The following is an 18,550-nucleotide window of genomic DNA, read 5'->3' as shown; positions in this document are numbered from 1 at the left end:
GGGCGGGGGCGGGGGTGCTCACTGCCGCACCCCCGACACGTCGAGCAGGGCGCGCATGCGGGCGACGGCGAGGTCGGGGTCGGTGAGGACCCCGGCGGCGTCGGCCAGGCGCAGCGTTCGCGCCAGGTGGGGCAGGTCGCGGGCGGACTGCATCCCGCCGACCATGTGGAACCCGCGCTGGTGGCCGTTGAGCCAGGCCAGGAACGCGATGCCGGTCTTGTAGTGGGGGGTGGGGGCGCCGAACAGGTGGCGGGCCAGCGGGACGGTGGGGTCGAGCAGGGCCCGGTAGCGGTCGGTGTCCCCGGCGTCCAGGGCGGCCAGGGCGCGGGCCGCGGCCGGGGCGATCGCGGCGAACACGCCCAGCAGGGCGTGGGAGTGGCCGTGGTCGTCGCCCTGGACGAGGTCGGGGTAGTGGAAGTCGTCGCCGGTGTACAGGCGCACCCCGGCGGGCAGCAGGCGGCGCAGCCGGACCTCCAGGCCGGCGTCGAGCAGGGACACCTTGATGCCGTCGACGCGGTCGGCGTGGTCGGTGATGAGGGCGGCCACGGGTTCGATCGCCTCGGCCGGGTCGGCGAACCCCCAGTAGCCGGCCAGGGCGGGGTCGAAGACCGCGCCCAGCCAGTGCAGGACCACCGGGCCCTGGGCGCGGTCGAGCAGGGCGGAGTAGACGCGGGTGTAGTCGTCGGGTCCGGTGGCGACGGCGGCCAGGGCGCGCGAGGCCATCAGGACGGGGACGGCCCCGGCCTTGTGGACCAGGTCGAGCTGGTCGCCGTACGCGGTGATAACGCTTTCCAGGTCGGCGTGCGAAGGCTCCACGGCGTCGGTGCCCACCCCGCAGGCCAGGGCGGCGCCGCGGGCGGCGGCCTCGGCGCCCGACCGGCGAACCAGTTCGGCGACCGTGTCGGGGTCCAGGCCCATGCCGCGCTGGGCGGTGTCCATCGCGTCGGCCACTCCCAGGCCCTGGTCCCACAGGTGGTGGCGGAAGGCCAGGGTGGCGTCCCAGTCCAGGTGGGCCGGGGCGCCGGGGGCGTTGGGGCGCAGCGGGTCGGCGACCACGTGCGCGGCGGCGTAGGCGGTGCGGGTGCGGGCGGGGGGCAGGGGGGAGGTGTCGGCGGCGGGGCCGGCGGGGGTGAAGGGGGCGAGGGTGCCGTCCCCGGCGGGGAGCATCAGGGTGTTCATGAGATGGAGACCTCGCCGAGTTCGACGGTGCGGCCGGTGCGGGCCGACTCCAGCCCGGCCTCGGCCATCTGTAGGCCGCGCGCCCCCGAGAGCAGGTCGTGGGGGAAGGGGGAACCGGTGGCCACGTGCAGCAGGAAGGCCTCCCACTGGGCGCGGAACCCGTTGGGGAAGTCGGCGTTGTCGGGGACGTCCTCCCACTGCTCGCGGTAGCGGCCCGGGTCGGCGGCGTCGGGGTCCCACACGGCCCTGGGGGTGAGGGAGCGGTGCTGGACCCGGCAGGAGCGCAGGCCCGCCACGGCGCTGCCGTGGGTGCCGTCGACCTGGAACTCCACGAGTTCGTCGCGGTCCACGCGCACGGTCCAGGAGGAGTTGATCTGGGCGACGGTGCCGCCCTCCAGCTCGAAGATGCCGTAGGCGGCGTCGTCGGCGGTGGCCTCGTACGGCTGGCCGTTTTCGTCCCAGCGCCGGGGGACGTGGGTGGCGGTGCGGGCGGTGACGGTGCGCACCGGGCCGAAGAGGTGCTCCAGGATGTAGTGCCAGTGGGGGAACATGTCCAGGACGATGCCGCCGCCCTCCTCGGAGCGGTAGTTCCAGCTGGGCCGCTGGGCGCCCTGCCAGTCGCCTTCGAAGACCCAGTAGCCGAACTCCCCCCGTACGGACAGGATGCGGCCGAAGAAGCCGGATTCCACCAGGCGGCGCAGTTTGAGCAGGCCGGGCAGGAAGAGCTTGTCCTGGACGACGCCGTTGCGCACGCCGGCGCGTTCGGCGAGCTTGGCCAGCTCCAGGGCGGCGTCCAGGGTGGAGGCCGTGGGCTTCTCCGCGTAGATGTGCTTGCCCGCGGCGATGGCGGAGCGGACGGCGGCCTCGCGGGCGTGGGTGATCTGGGCGTCGAAGTAGACCGAGATCTCGGGGTCGGACAGGACGGCGTCCAGATCGGTGGACCAGCGGGTCAGGCCGTGCCGGTCGGCGATCTCGCGCAGTTTGCGCTCGGAGCGGCCGATCAGGACGGGCTCGGGCAGCAGGCGCGAGCCGTCCGGTAGCTCGATGCCGCCGTCGTCGCGGATCGCCAGGATGGAACGGGTCAGGTGCTGGCGGTATCCCATGCGCCCGGTGACGCCGTTCATCGCGATGCCCAGTACGCGATCGCTCATCGGTTGTGACCACCTCTCTCGTGAAAGCGCTTTCCACCTTACGGCAAAGATCCGGAACGCACCAGTGGCGAACAGCGGTGACGGCGATCGGAGGGGGCCGCCGGAGAGGGCGGGAGGGGGCGCCCGCCCTCTGCCGGGGGCGCCGTTGGCCTCCCGCATCCCGCCGGTGGGCGGGGATTCCGCCCAGCAGCAGGAGGAAAGCGCTTACACTTCCGTGCGGGCGGTGTGCGCCGCGATCTCGGCGACGACCAGGTCCCACACCGGCTCCGGCGGGTACTGGTGGCCCACACCGGGCAGCGGCACCAGCCGGGCGCCGCCGAACTCCCCGGCCAGCGCCCGCCCGTGGGGCAGGGGGAACATCGGGTCCTCGGTGCCGTGCAGGACCAGCACGGGAACGGCGACGCCCGCCGGATCGGGGTCGGGCGCGTCGTCCTCCTCCAGGATCCAGTGGTTGGTCTGCGTCGCGGCCATGTCCGTGGTGCGGTCGAAGACCCGCGCCGAGGTCGCGCGCGAGCGCTCGGTGTCGAAGACCGACCCGGCGAACACGCGCTCGCCCTCGACCATCGCCTCGATCGCGGCCGCGCGGTCGGTCCAGTCCGGCCCGGGGCCCTCGTCGGCGAACACGGCCTTGAGCCGCGGCTCCATCGGCGGCAGCTCGGGCCGGTCCGGGCCGCCGGTGCCGTTGGGGGTGGAGGAGTGCAGGGTCAGGCTCAGGACCCGGCCGGGGTGGCCCAGGGCGACCCGTTGGGCGAGGTCGGCGCCCATCGAGATCCCCACCAGGTGCGCGGCGCGCACGCCCAGCCCGTCCAGGACGGCCACGGCGTCGGCCACCAGGTCCCGCCGGGTGTAGGCGGGCGCGCCGGCCGGGTAGGCGGTGGAGCGGCCGGTGTCGCGCAGGTCGTAGCGCACCACGTACCGGCCGGCGGCGGCGAGCCGGGTACAGAGGCCGTCCTCCCAGTAGTCCATGGAGGAGGCCGCGCCGCCGATGAGCAGGACGGCCGGGTCCCCGGCCGCGCCGAAGGCCTCCGCGCAGATCAGGGCGTCGCCGGAGGACAGCATCAGTTCGCCGCTGCGGGCGGGGTCGGTGTCCATGGATCTCTCCTCACTACGAAATTAATAGCTGCTACTATTATTTTCATAGTTACGAGGGGAGCACAAGTGCCCGGTAAGCGGAGTTACGGCGAGGGGTGCCCGATCGCGCACTCCCTGGACCTGGTCGGCGAGCGGTGGGCGCTGCTCGTCGTCCGGGAGCTGCGGCTGGGGCCGCGCCGGTATCGCGACCTCCAGGAGGCGCTGCCCGCCATCGCGCCCACCGTGCTCTCCCAGCGCCTGAAGGACCTGGAGGCCGTCGGTGTCCTGCGCCGCCGGGAGCTGCCGCCCCCGGCCCCGGCCCGGGTGTACGAGCTGACCGAGTGGGGCGCCGAGCTGGAGCCGGTCTTCCGGGCGCTGGCCCGGTGGGGCGTGCGCTCCCCGGTGGTCCCGCTGGCGGGGGAGGTGAGCGCCGACTCCGTCATGCTCGGGCTGCGCACCTTCTTCGACCCGCCGCAGGGTCACGGGGCCTGGTCGGCCGCCTACGACGTGCGGCTGGGCCGTGAGCGCTACCGGATCCGCGTCGAGCGGGGCCGCCTGGAGCACCTGGTCCGGGGCGAGGCCCCTGACCGGGCGGACGTCGTGGTGCGCACCGCCAAGGACACCTGGCGGCGGGTGCTGGGCCGGGAGGAGTCCCCGGCCGACGCCGTCGCCGCGGGCCGCCTGGAGATCGAGGGCGACCCCGCCCTGCTGGACCGCCTCATCGCCGCCGCGGCCCGGCCTCCCGCCCCGTGACCGCCCGGCCGCCCATCTCTTCCAGTGCGGCCTCCGCCGACCGCAGCGCCTCGACGACCTCCGCCGTCGAGGCGCATTCGAGCTGCCAGGGCAGGTACTGGACGGGGATCTGGAGGGCGGCCCAGCGCGCCCCGGCCCGCGCCTCGCGGTCGCCGAGCGCTTCGCCGTGCGCGGCGTGGGCGCGCAGGTAGGCGTCGAATGCGGGCGAGCCGGCGGGGACCATCGCGGCGAGGTCGAGCAGCGGCGTGCCGAACCGGGCGCTGCCCCAGTCGATCAGGCGTGTGCGGCCGCCGTCGGACAGGACGTTGCCGGGGTGCACGTCCCCGTGGAGCAGGGTGGGGGTGATGCGTGCCAGCACGTCGGCCACCCGGGGTTCGGTGGCGAGCGCGCCCACGAGCGAGCGTGCGCGCACCAGGACGCCGCGGCCGTGGCGCGCCCCGTGCCGCTCGATGGCGGGCAGGACCCAGAACACGCACAGCCCGCGCCACCACTCGGTGGTGACGGCGGGGATGCCGGGGTGTTCGCCCTGTCGGCCGCGGAAGTGCGCGTGCAGGCGGGCCAGGGAGTCGATGGCCTCGCCGGTGAGGGTGTCGGTGGGCCCGCCGGGGTACTCGGGGGTGGTGTACCAGGTGCCGTGCCGGTCGTGGCCGGCCTCGATCAGCTCGGGTACGGCCGCCGCCCCGGGCCGGAGCGTCTGGGCGGCGTGCAGTGCGGCGATCTCGTGCCGCGGCGCCCACTTGCGCACGGCGCTGCGGTCGCCGGACCGGAGCCGTTCGATGCGCGCGGCGGTGGCCCCGGGGGAGAGCGGCTCCGCCGTCCATGGGAGGTGCGGGCCGGCGTCCGGCCCGGACAGCCACCGTGCGGTCGCGGACGGGGGCCGCGCGAGTGTGTTGAAACGGTCCACGGCACCACCTTTTCGAGGGTTTCCGCGGCCCGCGGGTCGCGGGGTCGCGCCTCCAGGGTCGCCGCCGCGGCACGGCGGGCCCAAGGGTTTTTGTGGTGCCGGTCGCCTCCCGGTGCTCAGGTGCCGGAGGAGTCCAGGGTGATGCCGGGCAGGGCGGGCAGGTCGGCCAGGGCGGTGACACGGTGCAGGTGGTGCACGCCCGGGGGCAGGTCCGCGGCCAGGCCCACCGCGTGGGCGGTCACCAGGGCGGTGGCGGACGACTGGCCGCGGCCGCGGGCCCGGCGCAGGTGGGGGCCGCTGCGGGCGGCCACCGTCCAGGCGTCCGAACCCGGCAGGTGCGGGACCTTGCGCAGGCGGCCCGCGCCGGGCAGGCGGGCCAGCAGCCCCAGGCCCCGGGTCAGGGCGGGGGAGTCCAGCCCCAGGTGGGTGCGGACGGGGCGGCCCAGGTCGCGGGTGAGCACGTGCTGGTCGGCGAAGTCGGCGCGCAGCAGCCGTCGCCGCCCCTGGCCGGGCAGGTCGACCAGGGCGCCCCGGGACAGGTTGCGCACCGGGGCGCCGGTGGCGGGGTCGGGGAAGGTGCGGCCCAGGAGGCCGAGCGTCCACGCGGTGGCGGCGGCCCCGTGCGCCTCGCCCTCGCCCAGGAGCACGGCGATCTCGATCGGGTCGGGGCCGGGGTGGGCCGTGTGCAGGTCGGCGGCGAGCAGGGTGGTCAGCCCCGGGGCCAGGCCCACGCTGAGCAGTACGGGGGCGCGGGGGGTGAGGCGTTCGAGCCGGGCGGTGTAGCCGGCGGTGGCGGTGGGGTCGATGAAGGCGGCCCCGTGGTCGGCGGCGATCTCGGCCAGGGCGGGGTCCTCGGCCCCGGCGGCGTTGACCACGGCGTCGATCCCGGCCAGGGCGTCGCGGTAGTCGCCGTGGCGGGTCAGGTCCAGGGGCAGGTCGGCGCGGCGGGGGTCGCGTCCGGCGGTCAGGCAGGTGTGCCCGGCGGTGCGCAGCGCGGCGGTGGTGGGCGCGCCGACCGCTCCGTAGCCGCCCAGGACCAGCACCCGCAGAGTTCTTGTAGTCATACTCCAAAAAGATATGTGGAGTGGGACTACAGTCAAGTTCTAGGATCGTGTTCATGGACACGCACGCCGTCGACGGGCGCACCGCCCGCTCCCTGGCCACCCGCGCCCGGATCGCCCGGGCCGCCGCCGCCCTGTTCACCGCGCGGGGGTACGCCGCCACCAGTGTCCAGGCGATCGCCGCCGAGGCCGGGGTGGGGGTGCAGACGGTGTACTACACCTTCAAGACCAAGGCCGCGGTGCTCGGGGAGGCCGTCGACCAGGCGGTGGCCGGGGACTCCGCCCCCGTGCCGACCCTGGAGCGCCCCTGGGTGCGCGACGCGCTGGCCGCCCCCGACGCCGCCGCCCAGGTGCGCCTCCAGGTGGCCGGGACCGGCGCGGTGATGGAGCGGGTCGCCGGCCTGCTGGAGGCGGTGCGCGGCGGGGCCGCCGACCCCGACCTGGCCGAGTTGTGGCGGACCAACGTCGAGCGGCGCCGCACCGTGCAGCGGGTCTTCGCCGACGCGCTGGCCGACCGGAGCGCGCTGCGCCCGGGGCTGGACGCGGCGGAGGCCGCCGACCTCATGGTGGGCCTGCTCTCCCCGGAGCTGTTCACCCTGTACACCGTGCACCTGGGCCGGTCGGCGGCCTGGTGGCGCGAGCACACCGCCGACGCGCTGCTGCGCCAGGTGGTCGGGGCCTGACCGGAATCCGCCGGGGCTCAGGCGAGGAAGCCGCGGACCAGCTCCTCCACCCGGTCCGGGCACTGGCGGTTGACCCAGTGCCCCGCCCCCTCGATGACCTCCAGCCGGGCCCCGGGCACGGCCGCGGCCGCCTCGGCGGTGCGCTTGGGCGGCACCCCGATGTCGCGGTCGCCCTGGATGAACAGGGCCGGGCAGGAGATCTCGCCCAGGCGCGGGCGCAGGTCCACGTTCATGCGGGTGAAGCCGATGGAGGCGTTCTGCCAGTCGGAGGAGCCGCTCCCGTTGGTGCGGGCCTCCTCGACGACCTCGTCCACGATGGCGTCGAAGTCCGCCACCGGCCCGGGGATCAGGGAGGCGCGCACGAACCTCTCCACCCCCGGCCGCGAGCGCATCATCAGCCCCGGCAGGGTCGTGTTGAGGAACCGGCTGCGGGCGGTGAGCCACAGCAGCTGGTGCACCACGGGCGGGAAGGACAGCGTCCCGGCGGGGGCCATCGCCACCAGGCGCTCCACCCGGTGGGGGCGTTCGATGGCGTAGGCCAGGGTGAGCGCGCCGCCCTGGGACAGGCCGACCAGGGTGGCCCTCTCCAGGCCGAAGTGGTCCAGGACGGTGTCGATGACGCTCAGCAGCACGCCGTGGTCGGCGGTGCCCCGCCAGGGGCGGCTGCGGCCCTGTTTGGGCCAGTCGGGGGCGAACACCCGGTGGTCGCGGGCCAGGGCGGGCAGCAGGTGCCGCCAGCTGAGCCGGGCGTTGTCCTGTCCGGCGCCGCTGAGCAGGACGACCGGGGGTCCCGCCTCGCCCGCGACGGCGACGCTGAGGGGGCCCTCGGGGCGGGTGATGACGGTGGGGTGGTCGAAGGGGGTGTCGGTCATGGTCCGGGGTCCTTTCCCTGGGTCTGCTGCCAGCGGCGGAAGAGGGCGGGCAGTTCCGATTCCAGGAACCGGTACAGCTCGTTGACGTTGGCCAGGCGTTCGCGGCGCTGCGCGGAGGCGCCCTGGAGGACGCGCAGCCCGTGTTCGGTGACCTCGCGGAACCCGGAGGCCTGGGCGTAGCGGCGCTCCAGCATGCGGCTCCACCCGTCGGCGGCCACGCGCAGGTAGGCGTTGCGGTCGCCGGGGCGGCGCACGGTCTCGACCAGGCCGCTGGGGGTGAGCAGGCGGGCGGCGGTGCTCAGCGAGCTGCGGCTGACCTGGAGGGCCTCGGCGATCTGGGCCGGGCTCTGCTCGGGCGGGTCGCAGATCAGGAGCCAGCCGACCACCCGGCCGGAGATCAGCGGCAGGCCCTCGCGGGCGAAGAACTCCGCGACCTCGTCCACGAAGGCCGCCTCGTCGTCGGTGGGAACGCTCATGCCCTCACATTACCGTCATTGCAGTCATGACTGCAATGACAAGAATAATGAGACCCCTCCGCCGGAGCACGGGAGGGGCCTGTGGTCAGGCGGGTTCGAAGGAGTCCAGGGCGGCCAGGCCCATCTCCTGGTGGTCGGCCCAGATGTCGGCGGGGGAGGCCCAGACCACGGTGTAGTGCACGCCCGGGGTGACCGCGATGTTGCGGGCCAGCACGTGCCGGTCCTCCACGTCGTCGGTCCAGGTGAACTCCCAGTCGGCGACCGAGTGGTAGCCGGTCCGGTCGGTGATGTCCTGCATGCCCACCAGTTGGTAGTTCCCCATGCGCGCGGGCGCGCCCTCGTCCTGGACGCGGACGTGCTCGTACTCGTCGTCGGTGGGGTGCGCGGTCGAGTCGATCTGGAGGTAGGTGTTGGTGTCGGGGCGGCGGTAGTAGACGCTGGAGCCCTCGACGCTGCGTTCCCACCCCTCGGGCACCAGCACCGAGAACCCGTTGGGGTCCCGGGTCCAGACCATGCCGTCCGTGCTCGGCTCGCCCGTGTCCTCCTCCGCCTCCTGGGGCGTCCCGGCGCCGGTGGGCGGCGATCCGGCCGTGGGGTCGGTGTCGGAGGCGGTGTCCTGCGGCTCCTCGCTCTCCTGCGCGTCCGTGCCGGGGGCCGCGGGGTCCTCCCCCGACAGCACCGTTCCGCCGGGGTCGCCCCACGGGTCCATGAGGGCCACCAGGCTCGCGCCGGCCACGAGGAAGGCCAGGCCCAGGGCCAGGACCACGAACGGCCAGGACAGCCTGCCCCCGCGCGAGGACGCCCCGGACCCCGACGCACCGGGTGTGGAGGGCGGTGCGGGCGGTGGCGGCACCGGGTGCGCGGGCGTGGCCTGCGGCGGGATGTACCCGGCGCTCTGGGGGATCCACCGGGTGGTGTCGGCGTCCGGCGGGTTCGCGGGCGGGGGGACCAGCGGTCCCGGGCCCGCCCCGGGCGGCGGCGTGATCGGCCCCGAACCCGTGGGGGCGCGCGGGTGCGGTGGCCCGGCCGGTGCGTACGGCGCCGGCTGCGGGCCCGAGGGGTGGGCGGCGGCCGGCGGCGTGGCCGGGCCGAACGGGTACTGGGGTCCGGAGGGGGCGGCGGGCGGTACGCCCTGGGGCCCCGACGGGTACCCCGGGCCCGCGGACCGCGCCGGGGCCGACATCTGCGCGGCCGGGGCCGACCCGGGCCCCTGCGCGACGACGGCCGCCAGCAGGGCCCGGCAGCCCGGGGAGTCCAGGCGCTGCCCGGGGTCCTTGGCCAGCAGCCCGCGCACCGCCTGGTCGAGCGGGACCGGGCGCAGCCGCTGGGCGGGCTCCTGGGTGAGGATGGCGTTCAGCGTCGCCGGGACCCCCTCCCGGCGGAACGGGGAGACCCCGGTGGCGGCGTGGTAGAGGGTCGCGCCCAGCGACCACAGGTCGCTGGCGGGGGTGGCGGGCTCCATCGCCAGGCGTTCGGGGGCCAGGTAGGCGGGGGAGCCGATCACCCCGGCGGTCTGGGTGACGGCGGCGGTGTCGGCGATGGTGGCGATGCCGAAGTCGGTGAGGACGACCCGCCCGGAGTCGGTGACCATGACGTTCTCGGGTTTGACGTCGCGGTGGGTGATGCCCTGCGCGTGCGCGGTGTCCAGCGCGCTGAGCAGGTCCGTTCCCCAGTGCGCGACGGTGGCCGGGTCGCGGGGGCCCTCGCGGCGGACCAGATCGTCCAGGGAGCACCCGGTGAGGAACTCCATGACGATCCAGGGGCTGCCGTCCTCCTCGAAGATGTCGTGGACGGTCACGATGTTGGGATGGGATCCCATGGCGGCGGCCTGGGCCTCGCGGCGGGCCCGGGCGGCGGCGCGGGCGCGTTCGTCCTCGTCCAGGCCGGGGCCGAAGAGGATCTCCTTGACGGCGACCGTCCGGTTGAGGTCCTCGTCGTGGGCCTTCCAGACCCGGCCCATCCCGCCGCGGCCGAGTTCCTCCGTGAGGCGGTAGCGGTCGCGCAGCAGGCGCTCGGGTTCGGGTTCGGACCCCATGGCGCTCCCTCGTGTGGGCCGTCCTGGCGGACCCGCGCTGACATGCGAGTCGGGCGACAATTGTAGTGAGATGTGCCCCCGGTGCGTTCCGGTACCGACCATTGATTCGTCCGGTTCCGGTCATCTCAGGCCCTTGCGGCGCCCTGTCACGCCCTCGCGGGCCTCCCGCCACCGCCCTGTCGCCGCCCCGGGGGCGGCCGCGGGGGAGGGAGCGGGGGAGGGTGCGAACGAAGATCACCACTCCCGACACGCATGGTTCTGCCCGCACATGGTAAAAAGTTAGGTGTGCCGAACTTCAGAGATTGGTCGCCTTCACCACGCTGGGCCGCCGCCCCGCTCGTCCTCGCCCTGACCCTCACCGCCTGCGCCCCCTCCGCCGGCTCCTCCGACGGAGCCGACGACGGGCGCCCCCTGGTCCTGACCACGTTCACGGTCCTGGCCGACATGGTCGAGAACGTCGCCGGCGACCGCGTCCGGGTCGCCTCCCTCACCCGCCCCGGCGCCGAGATCCACGGCTACGAGCCCGTCCCCGACGACCTCGTCCGCGGTCGGGACGCCGACCTCATCCTGGAGAACGGCCTGGGCCTGGAGGCCTGGTTCGCCCGGTTCACCGAGCGCGTGGACGCCCCCACCGCCGTGCTCTCCGAAGGCGTGGAGACCATCCCCATCTCCTCCGGCGACTACGAGGGCGAACCCAACCCCCACGCCTGGATGTCCCCCGCCAACGCCCTGGTCTACGTCGACAACATCCGCGACGCCCTGGTCGAGCTCGACCCCGCGGGCGAGGCCGACTACACCGCCGCCGCCGACGCCTACAAGGCCGAGATCACCGAGGTCGGCGACTACCTCGCCGAGGAGCTGGACACCGTCCCCGAACCCGCCCGCGCCCTGGTCACCTGCGAGGGCGCCTTCTCCTACCTGGCCCGCGACGCCGGGCTCACCGAGATGTACCTGTGGCCGGTCAACGCCGAGAGCGAGGCCACCCCGCAGCGCATCGCCGAGGTCACCCGCTACGTCGAGGACAACGGGGTGCCCGCCGTGTTCTGCGAGAGCACCGTCAACGACGGCACCCAGCGCTCGGTCGCCCGCGCGACCGGGGCCGAGTTCGCCGGACCCCTCTACGTCGACTCCCTGTCGGAGGAGGACGGCCCCGTGCCCACCTACCTGGACCTGCTGCGCCACGACGCCGAGACCATCGTGGCCGGACTCGCCGGGGCCCGGCCGTGACCGCCGCCGCACGCCCCGCGGAGCACGCCACGGCGCACCCGGCGGCGCCCGCCATCGAGGTCGTCGACGCCACCGTCCACTACGGCGACGTCCTCGCCCTGGACGGGGTGTCCCTGTCCGTGCGGCCGGGGCGGATCTGCGGGCTGCTGGGCACCAACGGCTCGGGCAAGTCCACCCTGTTCAAGACCGTCCTGGGCCTGGTCCGCGCCGACCGCGGCCGGGTGCGGCTGCTGGGCCTGGACGGCGCCACCGCCCGCCGCAAAGGGCTGGTGGGGTACGTGCCCCAGGCCGAACAGGTCGACTGGGACTTCCCGGTGAGCGTGCGCGACGTGGTCATGATGGGCCGCTACGGGAGGATGGGGCTGCGCCGCCGCCCCCGCGCGGCCGACCGCGAGGCCGTCGAGCACGCGCTGGAGCGCACCGACCTGACCGGCCTTGCCGAACGCCGCATCGGCGCGCTCTCCGGCGGCCAGCGCAAACGCGCGTTCGTCGCCCGCGCCCTGGCCCAGGGCGCCGACGTGCTGCTCCTGGACGAGCCCTTCGCCGGGGTCGACAAGGGGTCGGAGGCCACCATCACCGCGCTGCTGCGCCGGCTGCGCGACGAGGGCCGCACCCTGCTGCTGTCCACCCACGACCTGGCCCAGGTGCCGCTGCTGTGCGACGAGGCGGTGCTGCTGCAACGCCGCGTCATCGCCCGGGGGACGCCCGACGAGGTGCTGCGCCCGGAGACCGTCATGGAGGCCTTCGGTGTCCACGTCGGGCAGGAACGGGAGGGGGAGCGGTGGACGCGCTGATGGCGGTCGTCGAATGGTTCGCCGAGCCGATGCGGTTCGACTTCGTCCGCCGCGCGCTGCTGGTGGCCGTGGTGGCCGGGACGGTGTGCGCGGTGCTCTCGTGCTGGATGACCCTGGTGGGCTGGTCGCTCATGGGCGACGCGGTCTCGCACGCGGTGCTGCCCGGCGTGGTGCTGTCGTACATGTTCGGGCTGCCGTTCGCGCTGGGCGCCCTGGTGTTCGGCACCGGGTCGGTGGCGCTTATCGGGGTGGTCAACCGCACCTCCCGGGTCAAGGAGGACGCGGTCATCGGGGTGGTGTTCACCGCGATGTTCGCGCTGGGGCTGGTGCTGGTGTCGGCGGTGCCCAGCCAGACCGACCTGGGGCACATCCTGTTCGGGAACGTGTTGGGGGTGTCCGACGCCGACATCCGGCAGATCCTGGTGCTGGCGGCGGTGGTGCTGGCCGTGGTGTGGTTCAAGCACCGCGACCTGACCCTGTACGCGTTCGACCGGGTGCACGCCCACGCGATCGGGATCAACCCGCGCCTGCTGGAGACCCTGCTGCTGGGCCTGCTCGCGGTGACCGTGGTGGTGGCGCTACAGGCGGTGGGGATCATCCTGGTGGTCGCCATGGTGATCATCCCGGGCGCGACCGCCTACCTGCTCACCGACCGGTTCGAGCGGATGCTGGCGATCGCGGTGGGGGTGGCGGTGGCCGCGGCGGTGGCGGGGGTGTTCGCCAGCTACCACCTGAACGTGTCCACCGGCGGGTCGGTGGTGCTGGCGCAGGCGACGGCGTTCGCCCTGGCCTACCTGTTCTCCCCGCTGCACGGGGTGCTCGGTCGCCGTCGCCGCCGCACCGCCGCGGCCGCCGCCGTGGACCAGGGCACCGGGCGGCCGTAGCGGCGGTTCCCCACCGCGGTCCTGGAGGTCAGCGGGCTCACCACCATCACCGTCGGTCGGCACCAGGGACTCCGGTTCGGGGCCCGTCCCCTTGCGGGGGCAGGCCCCGACGTGTCCCCGGAGCGGGACTCAGGTGCGGGCGGTGGCGTGGCGGCGGTAGTGGCGGGCGGCGCGGGCCCGGTTGCCGCAGGAGGTGCCGCACCACTGCTGGCGGCCGTGGGCCTGCACGAAGTAGCGCACGCAGCGCGGGGCGGTGCAGACCCGCAGGCGTTCGCGGTCGGGCCCCTCCAGGAAGGCGATGGCCGCGCGGGCCAGCGCCGCCACCGTGTCCGGGCAGCCCCCGCCGGGCGCGAACTCCACCGTGGGCACGTCCGGCTCCTCCCAGCGCAGACGGGGCACCACCGCCTGGCGGGCCGCCGCCGCGTTGAGCAGGGCCAGGGCCTCCCCGGTGGGGGGCGGCAGGTGGGTGTCGGCGGGGCCGGGCGGGGTCCGGCCGACCGCCCGGGCGAACAGCGCGCGCACCGCCCCGCGCAGGGTCACCACCTGGGCGTGCAGCTCCTCGTCGACCGGCGGGACCGCGCCGCCGGGCAGCAGGTCGGCCACGGCGGCCAGCCAGCGCGCGGTCCCTTCGACCCCGTCCAGGTCGTCGGCGACGCCGCCGGAGCCGTCGTGGCGGATCGTCCCGGCCAGATCGAGTGCCAGTCGGCCGTCCATGCTCCCCCGTTCGTTCACCGGAACCCCACTTGCCCGCATCCTTCCCCACGGGCTAGCGTTCTAACGGTTAACACTAACTTATCCGTTAGAAACCCCGACCCCGGTGAATCCGGAAAGGACCCCGATGACTCTTCTCCTCGCGCACATCAGCGACCTGCACCTGGACGGTTCGGACCGCGCCACCGAGCGCGCCGAGCGCACCGTGTCCTACCTGCGCGGCCTGTCGCAGGCCCCGGACGCCCTGCTGGTCACCGGGGACATCGCCGACACCCCGGCGCGCGAGGAGTACGAGGAGGCGGCCCGGCTGCTGGACCTGCCGTTCCCGGTGATCGTCAGCCCCGGCAACCACGACGACCGGGCCGGGCTGCGCACCCACCTGCTGGGCGGGCAGGCCTCGGCGGAGCCGTTCAACCGGGTCCACCACGTGGCGGGGGCGGCGGTGCTGGCCTGCGACTCGACCATCCCGGGCGAGGACGGCGGGCGGCTGGACACGGCCACGCTGGTGTGGATCAACGAGACGCTGAGCGAGCTGCCCGCGGGCGTTCCGGCGCTGCTGGCCTTCCACCACCCGCCGGCGCGGGTGCACCACCCGCTGCCGGACTCGATGCGGCTGGGCAACTCCGACGACCTGGCCGGGCTGCTGCACGCCCACCCGCGGGTGGCGGGGATCCTGGTGGGGCACGCGCACACGGGTGGGGCGACGACGTTCGCGGGGCGGCCGCTGCTGCTGGCGCCGGGGGTGACGTGGACGCTGCGCATGCCCTGGGAGGGGGAGCCGGTGGCCGACCGGGAGCAGCCGCCGGGGGTGGCGTTCCACATCCTGGACGAGCACCAGCGGCTGACCACGCACTTCCGCGCGGTGATGCGCGCCGGGGCGGAGGCCTGAACCCCGGGGCCGGGAGGGGACCGGGATCGCGGGCCGGGGGAGTGCTTGCGGAGCGGGGTGGGGGTCGGGCGGCGACGTGGGGAACACCTCGGGGCCGCCACGAGTCGGTGGCGGCCCCGGTGAGCGGAGGGCGGGTCCTAGGCGGTCCGGCCCAGGACCCGGGCCAGCCAGTCGGTGCGTGTCCGGCGGGCCGTGACCGAGACCCGCGCCTGCGGGTACAGCGCGTCGAACCCGTGGAAGCCGCCCGCCCACACGTGCAGCTCGCACTGTCCGCCGGCCGCCCAGACGCCCGCGGCGTAGGCGACGTCCTCGTCGCGGAAGACCTCGGCCGAGCCGGTGTCGATGTAGGCGGTCGGCAGGGCGGAGAGGTCCTCGGCCAGCGCGGGTGAGACGTGGGCGGGCACGTCGCCGTCGGCGAGGCCGCCCAGGAGGGAGTCCCAGCCGAACGTGTTCTTCTCCCGGGTCCAGACACCGGGGCCGCCGGAGTACTGGCGGCTGGAGACGGTGTCGTTGCGGTGGTCGAGCATGGGTCCGATGAGCACCTGGGCGGCGATGGCCGGGGCGCCCGCATCGCGGGCGGCCAGGCAGACCCCGGCGGCCAGGCCGCCGCCCGCGCTGGCGCCCGCGACGATCACCCGGCCGGGGTCCACGCCCAGCTCGGCGGCGTGCTCGACGACCCAGCGCAGGCCCTGGAGGCAGTCGTCGACCGGGGTGGTGCCGGTGGCCTCCGGGGCGAGCCGGTAGTCCACGGAGACCACGACGGCGCCGAACCGGTCGAGCCACTCCAGAGGGATGTCGATCTGGGAGAAGCGGTCGCCCAGGACCATGCCGCCCCCGTGCATCCAGTACACGCACGGCGCCGCCGCGGGGCGGTCGGCCCCGGTGGGGCGGAAGACCGAGAGGGTGATCCGCGCGCCGTCCGCGGTGGGGACGGCGGCCTCGAAGTGTTCGGCGGCGCGGCCGTCGAGGAGCGTCCGGACCGGGGTCGGGGGCAGGGCGCGCAGCATCGCGAGCATCTCGGGGTCCAGATCGGTGGTCAGGGGCAGGTCGGCGAGCAGCGCGCTGAGTTCGGGGTCGGTGGCGGGGCGGGCCTGGGTCATGACGGGTTCCCTTTCCTTCGTGTGCGGGCGGGTTCGGGCGGTTCGGGGCGGTGGGGCGGCCGGTCTCAGAAGGCGGCCTTGCCGCCCACCGGCACCTGGTCGGTGTACTCCGACTCTCGGGCCAGCAGCCCCTGGACCCGCGCCACGATGGCCTGGGCGGCCTCGCCCGCGAAGATCCGGTGGTGGTCGTCCTCGCCGGTCCAGCCCTCGATGACGTGCACGGTGTCGGGGTCGGAGGCCGAACGGGAGACGAGGTAGACGACGCAGTGCTCGCTCGCACCGGGGCTGCCCTCGTCCAGGCCGGTCAGCAGCAGGGCGACCAGCTCGTCGCCCTTTCCGGGGCGGGCGGTCAAAGTGGCGCTGAATCCGTAGCCGACGCTCATGGTCTTTTCCTCTGCTCTGGAAGGGAAGAATTCCTGGAATTCCCGTTCGGGGTCCGTTTCCCCTCGGGAATTCCCGTGTTCCCATTCCACCCTCCGGGCACGGGGAACGGTAGGCGCATCCTCGCAGACTCTTGCACGATCCTCTCAACATTGGGAGGAGTGGGCGGTCGTGTGCTGTAATCGGGGCATGCCACTCGACGAGTTCCGCTCCCTGCTGGCCCGGCACGCGCGACCCGACTGGACCACCGCTATCGACGGCGTGTTCATCTCCCGGATCGACCGGGAGGCCCCGCCGGCCCTGTCGATGTCGGGCACGGTGCTGGCGCTCATCGGCCAGGGCGCCAAACACCTCGCCCTGGGCGACCGGGTCTACGAGTACGGCGCGGGACAGTACCTGGTCGCCTCGGTCGACCTGCCCGTCACCGGCCGGTTCGTCGGGATCTCCCCGGACCGGCCCGCGCTGGGGTTCGGGATGTCCCTGGACCCCGCCGTCATCGCCGAGCTGCTGTTGCGGGCCGGCCCCGGCGACCTGCCGCGCGTCGAGGCGGGCGCGCCGTCGGGCATCGCGGTCAGCGACGCCTCCGAGGAGCTGCTCGACGCCGTGATCCGGCTGCTGCGCCTGCTCGACCGCCCCCGCGACCGGGCGGTGCTCGCCCCGCTGGTCAAGCGCGAGATCCTGTGGCTGCTGATCACCGGGGACCAGGGCGGTGCCGTGCGCCAGCTGGGCCTGGCCGACAGCGGGCTCAGCCACATCGCGCGGGCGGTGAGGTGGATCCGGGAGAACTACGCCGAGCCCTTCCGGGTGGAGGAGGTGGCGCGGCTGTCCGGCATGAGCGTGTCCGCCTTCCACCGCAACTTCCGCGGGGTGACCGCGATGAGTCCCATCCGGTTCCAGAAGCAGATCCGGTTGCAGGAGGCCCGGCTGCTGCTGGCCACCCGCCCCCGCGACATCGCCGGGGTGGGCCACCGTGTCGGCTACGACAGCCCCTCGCAGTTCAGCCGGGAGTACCGGCGCCGGTTCGGGGTGCCGCCCGGCGAGGACGCCGCCCGGCTGCGCGTGGCCGAGCCGGTGGGCGCCCCCGCCCTGCCCTGAGGCGCACACCCGCCGGACCCGGCAGGATCGTGCAAGGACGCGAGAGGATCGGTCTTCTCCCCTCCCGCCCCCGGTTGATTCCATGAAGGGGTCGGAGAAAGACCGGGCCGGAAAGGCCCGACCATTCAGGGAGAAGAATCATGAGGGTCGCCATTGTCACGGGTGCCAGTTCCGGTATCGGCCGCAGCGCGGCGGTGCACATCGCCCGGCGCGGGAACGGGGTGATCCTGACCTACGGCGCCAACCGGCAGGGCGCCCTGGACGCGGTGGCCGAGATCGAGAAGGAGGGCGGCACGGCCGTCGCCCTGCCGCTGGACGTCGGCGAGACCGGCGGTTTCCCGGCCTTCCGCGCCTCCGTGGTCGAGGCGCTGCGCCAGACCTGGGGGCGCGACACGTTCGACCACCTCGTCAACAACGCCGGGTTCGGGCAGGCGGCGCCGTTCGAGGACACCACCGAGGAGCTGTTCGACCGGTTCACCCGGGTCCTGCTCAAGGGCCCGTACTTCCTGACGCAGACCCTGCTGCCGCTGCTGGCGGACGGCGGGGCCATCGTGAACACGGCCAGCAACTCCGCGACGGCGACCACCGGCCTGGAGCCCGGCTACTCGGCCTACGCGTCGATGAAGGGCGGTGTCATCGTCCTGTCGCGGTACCTGGCCAAGGAGTTCGGCGGCCGGGGCATCCGGGTCAACTCCGTGTCCCCGGGGCCGACCCGCACCCGGATCTCCGGCGACGCCTTCGAGCGGTTCCCCGAGGTGATCCCGGGCATCGCGGCGCGCACCGCGCTGGGCCGGGTGGGCGAGCCCGACGACATCGGCGCGGTGATCGCCTCCCTGCTCTCGGAGGAGGGGCGCTGGATCACCGCGCAGAACATCGAGGTCTCCGGCGGCTACGACCTCTGATCGGTTGAATCGGTGCTTCGTGCGGGGGAACACCTCGGGGCCGCCACGAGTCGGTGGCGGCCCCGGTGAGCGGAAGGTCCCCGATCGAACCGGTGGCCGCCGCGGCGGCCTGATCGGATCGCTTCCCGGTTCGACGGTCCCGTGCAGGTCCAGCCGGGAGCCGTCGGACCCGTTGGGAGTCTAGGCGAGCCGGGGGAGTCGCCGGGCCCCGCGGGGGCCGGGTGCGGGGTCTAGGCGCAATGTCGTTCAGTTAAGCCGGTCAGGGATCTGTCAACACGGCGATGTCCACGGTGGCCTTGTACGTGGTCCGGTCCACCCCGTTGGACCGGGCGTGGTACTTGGAGATCGCCCGTTTGACCACCCGCGGCACCGTGCGCACCCG

19 protein-coding genes are annotated in these 18,550 nt (G+C 74.5%); 8 read left to right on the top strand and 11 right to left on the bottom strand.

Annotated elements, in window-relative coordinates; genetic code table 11:
- Positions 1-18: 18 nt before the first annotated feature.
- The 3 genes from ACJOT3_RS21050 to ACJOT3_RS21040 all read right to left on the bottom strand — a co-directional run bounded on the left by ACJOT3_RS21050 (position 19) and on the right by ACJOT3_RS21040 (position 3,422).
- Positions 19-1,179 (bottom strand): dihydrodipicolinate synthase family protein, encoded by a 1,161-nt coding sequence (locus ACJOT3_RS21050; RefSeq protein WP_406974762.1) that lies wholly within the window; start codon positions 1,177-1,179, stop codon positions 19-21.
- Complete coding sequence (locus ACJOT3_RS21045) at positions 1,176-2,330, bottom strand: Gfo/Idh/MocA family protein (protein WP_406974760.1); 1,155 nt, start codon at positions 2,328-2,330, stop codon at positions 1,176-1,178. Before ACJOT3_RS21045 ends, ACJOT3_RS21050 begins: the two co-directional genes overlap by 4 nt.
- Positions 2,331-2,534: 204 nt before the next feature.
- A complete protein-coding gene (locus ACJOT3_RS21040; protein WP_406974758.1) occupies positions 2,535-3,422 on the bottom strand; it encodes an alpha/beta fold hydrolase in 888 nt (295 codons plus the stop codon).
- A gap of 66 nt (positions 3,423-3,488) precedes the next feature.
- On the opposite strand from ACJOT3_RS21040, the gene ACJOT3_RS21035 reads away from it, so the two are divergent.
- Positions 3,489-4,154 carry a winged helix-turn-helix transcriptional regulator gene (locus ACJOT3_RS21035; RefSeq protein WP_406974756.1) on the top strand — a complete coding sequence of 222 codons (666 nt, stop codon included), beginning with the start codon at positions 3,489-3,491 and terminating at the stop codon, positions 4,152-4,154.
- Here ACJOT3_RS21035 and ACJOT3_RS21030 read toward each other — a convergent pair.
- Positions 4,120-5,058, bottom strand: a complete 939-nt coding sequence (locus ACJOT3_RS21030; protein WP_406974754.1) for a phosphotransferase — start codon at positions 5,056-5,058, stop codon at positions 4,120-4,122. The two genes, ACJOT3_RS21035 and ACJOT3_RS21030, sit on opposite strands and share 35 nt — an antisense overlap.
- Before the next feature lie 116 nt (positions 5,059-5,174).
- Positions 5,175-6,122, bottom strand: a complete 948-nt coding sequence (locus ACJOT3_RS21025) for an NAD-dependent epimerase/dehydratase family protein (RefSeq protein ID WP_406974752.1) — start codon at positions 6,120-6,122, stop codon at positions 5,175-5,177.
- Positions 6,123-6,175: 53 nt separating this feature from the next.
- Here ACJOT3_RS21025 and ACJOT3_RS21020 point away from each other — a divergent pair, with 53 nt between their 5' ends.
- On the top strand, positions 6,176-6,802 hold the full coding sequence (locus ACJOT3_RS21020) for a TetR/AcrR family transcriptional regulator (protein WP_406974750.1): 627 nt from the start codon (positions 6,176-6,178) through the stop codon (positions 6,800-6,802).
- A 17-nt stretch (positions 6,803-6,819) separates the two neighbouring features.
- Here ACJOT3_RS21020 and ACJOT3_RS21015 read toward each other — a convergent pair whose 3' ends face one another.
- From ACJOT3_RS21015 to ACJOT3_RS21005, 3 genes are all read right to left on the bottom strand, one after another.
- The gene (locus tag ACJOT3_RS21015; RefSeq protein WP_406974748.1) at positions 6,820-7,674 is read right to left on the bottom strand and encodes an alpha/beta fold hydrolase; all 855 of its coding nucleotides are present in this window, start codon (positions 7,672-7,674) and stop codon (positions 6,820-6,822) included.
- Entirely contained in the window at positions 7,671-8,150 is a 480-nt protein-coding gene (locus tag ACJOT3_RS21010; RefSeq protein ID WP_406974746.1) for a GbsR/MarR family transcriptional regulator, read from the bottom strand. Before ACJOT3_RS21010 ends, ACJOT3_RS21015 begins: the two co-directional genes overlap by 4 nt.
- A gap of 85 nt (positions 8,151-8,235) precedes the next feature.
- Positions 8,236-10,185 (bottom strand): serine/threonine-protein kinase, encoded by a 1,950-nt coding sequence (locus ACJOT3_RS21005; protein ID WP_406974744.1) that lies wholly within the window; start codon positions 10,183-10,185, stop codon positions 8,236-8,238.
- A 285-nt stretch (positions 10,186-10,470) separates the two neighbouring features.
- Here ACJOT3_RS21005 and ACJOT3_RS21000 point away from each other — a divergent pair, with 285 nt between their 5' ends.
- Genes ACJOT3_RS21000 through ACJOT3_RS20990 form a run of 3 tightly spaced genes read left to right on the top strand, consistent with a single transcriptional unit; the run spans position 10,471 to position 13,090 of the window.
- Complete coding sequence (locus ACJOT3_RS21000) at positions 10,471-11,412, top strand: metal ABC transporter substrate-binding protein (RefSeq protein ID WP_406974742.1); 942 nt, start codon at positions 10,471-10,473, stop codon at positions 11,410-11,412.
- Entirely contained in the window at positions 11,409-12,206 is a 798-nt protein-coding gene (locus tag ACJOT3_RS20995; RefSeq protein WP_406974739.1) for a metal ABC transporter ATP-binding protein, read from the top strand. Before ACJOT3_RS21000 ends, ACJOT3_RS20995 begins: the two co-directional genes overlap by 4 nt.
- Positions 12,194-13,090 (top strand): metal ABC transporter permease, encoded by an 897-nt coding sequence (locus tag ACJOT3_RS20990; protein ID WP_406974738.1) that lies wholly within the window; start codon positions 12,194-12,196, stop codon positions 13,088-13,090. The genes ACJOT3_RS20995 and ACJOT3_RS20990 overlap by 13 nt, the downstream gene beginning before the upstream one ends.
- 129 nt (positions 13,091-13,219) lie before the next feature.
- Here ACJOT3_RS20990 and ACJOT3_RS20985 read toward each other — a convergent pair whose 3' ends face one another.
- Positions 13,220-13,804 carry an ABATE domain-containing protein gene (locus ACJOT3_RS20985; protein WP_406974736.1) on the bottom strand — a complete coding sequence of 195 codons (585 nt, stop codon included), beginning with the start codon at positions 13,802-13,804 and terminating at the stop codon, positions 13,220-13,222.
- A 124-nt stretch (positions 13,805-13,928) separates the two neighbouring features.
- Here ACJOT3_RS20985 and ACJOT3_RS20980 point away from each other — a divergent pair, with 124 nt between their 5' ends.
- Complete coding sequence (locus ACJOT3_RS20980) at positions 13,929-14,690, top strand: metallophosphoesterase (protein WP_406974734.1); 762 nt, start codon at positions 13,929-13,931, stop codon at positions 14,688-14,690.
- Between the two features lie 137 nt (positions 14,691-14,827).
- On the opposite strand, the gene ACJOT3_RS20975 is transcribed toward ACJOT3_RS20980, so the two are convergent.
- Both ACJOT3_RS20975 and ACJOT3_RS20970 read right to left on the bottom strand, forming a co-directional pair.
- On the bottom strand, positions 14,828-15,790 hold the full coding sequence (locus tag ACJOT3_RS20975; RefSeq protein WP_406974732.1) for an alpha/beta hydrolase: 963 nt from the start codon (positions 15,788-15,790) through the stop codon (positions 14,828-14,830).
- A 65-nt stretch (positions 15,791-15,855) separates the two neighbouring features.
- Complete coding sequence (locus ACJOT3_RS20970; RefSeq protein ID WP_406974731.1) at positions 15,856-16,173, bottom strand: putative quinol monooxygenase; 318 nt, start codon at positions 16,171-16,173, stop codon at positions 15,856-15,858.
- A gap of 187 nt (positions 16,174-16,360) precedes the next feature.
- Here ACJOT3_RS20970 and ACJOT3_RS20965 point away from each other — a divergent pair, with 187 nt between their 5' ends.
- Positions 16,361-17,266 (top strand): AraC family transcriptional regulator, encoded by a 906-nt coding sequence (locus tag ACJOT3_RS20965; RefSeq protein ID WP_406974729.1) that lies wholly within the window; start codon positions 16,361-16,363, stop codon positions 17,264-17,266.
- Positions 17,267-17,406: 140 nt separating this feature from the next.
- Entirely contained in the window at positions 17,407-18,168 is a 762-nt protein-coding gene (locus ACJOT3_RS20960) for an SDR family NAD(P)-dependent oxidoreductase (protein ID WP_406974727.1), read from the top strand.
- Positions 18,169-18,550 lie beyond the last annotated feature (382 nt).

This window comes from Nocardiopsis protaetiae (assembly GCF_045446735.1).
In the GTDB taxonomy this organism is placed as follows: domain Bacteria; phylum Actinomycetota; class Actinomycetes; order Streptosporangiales; family Streptosporangiaceae; genus Nocardiopsis; species Nocardiopsis protaetiae.
Note: the sequence above shows the minus strand (reverse complement) of the source record. Positions and strands in the feature narration are given on the sequence as shown.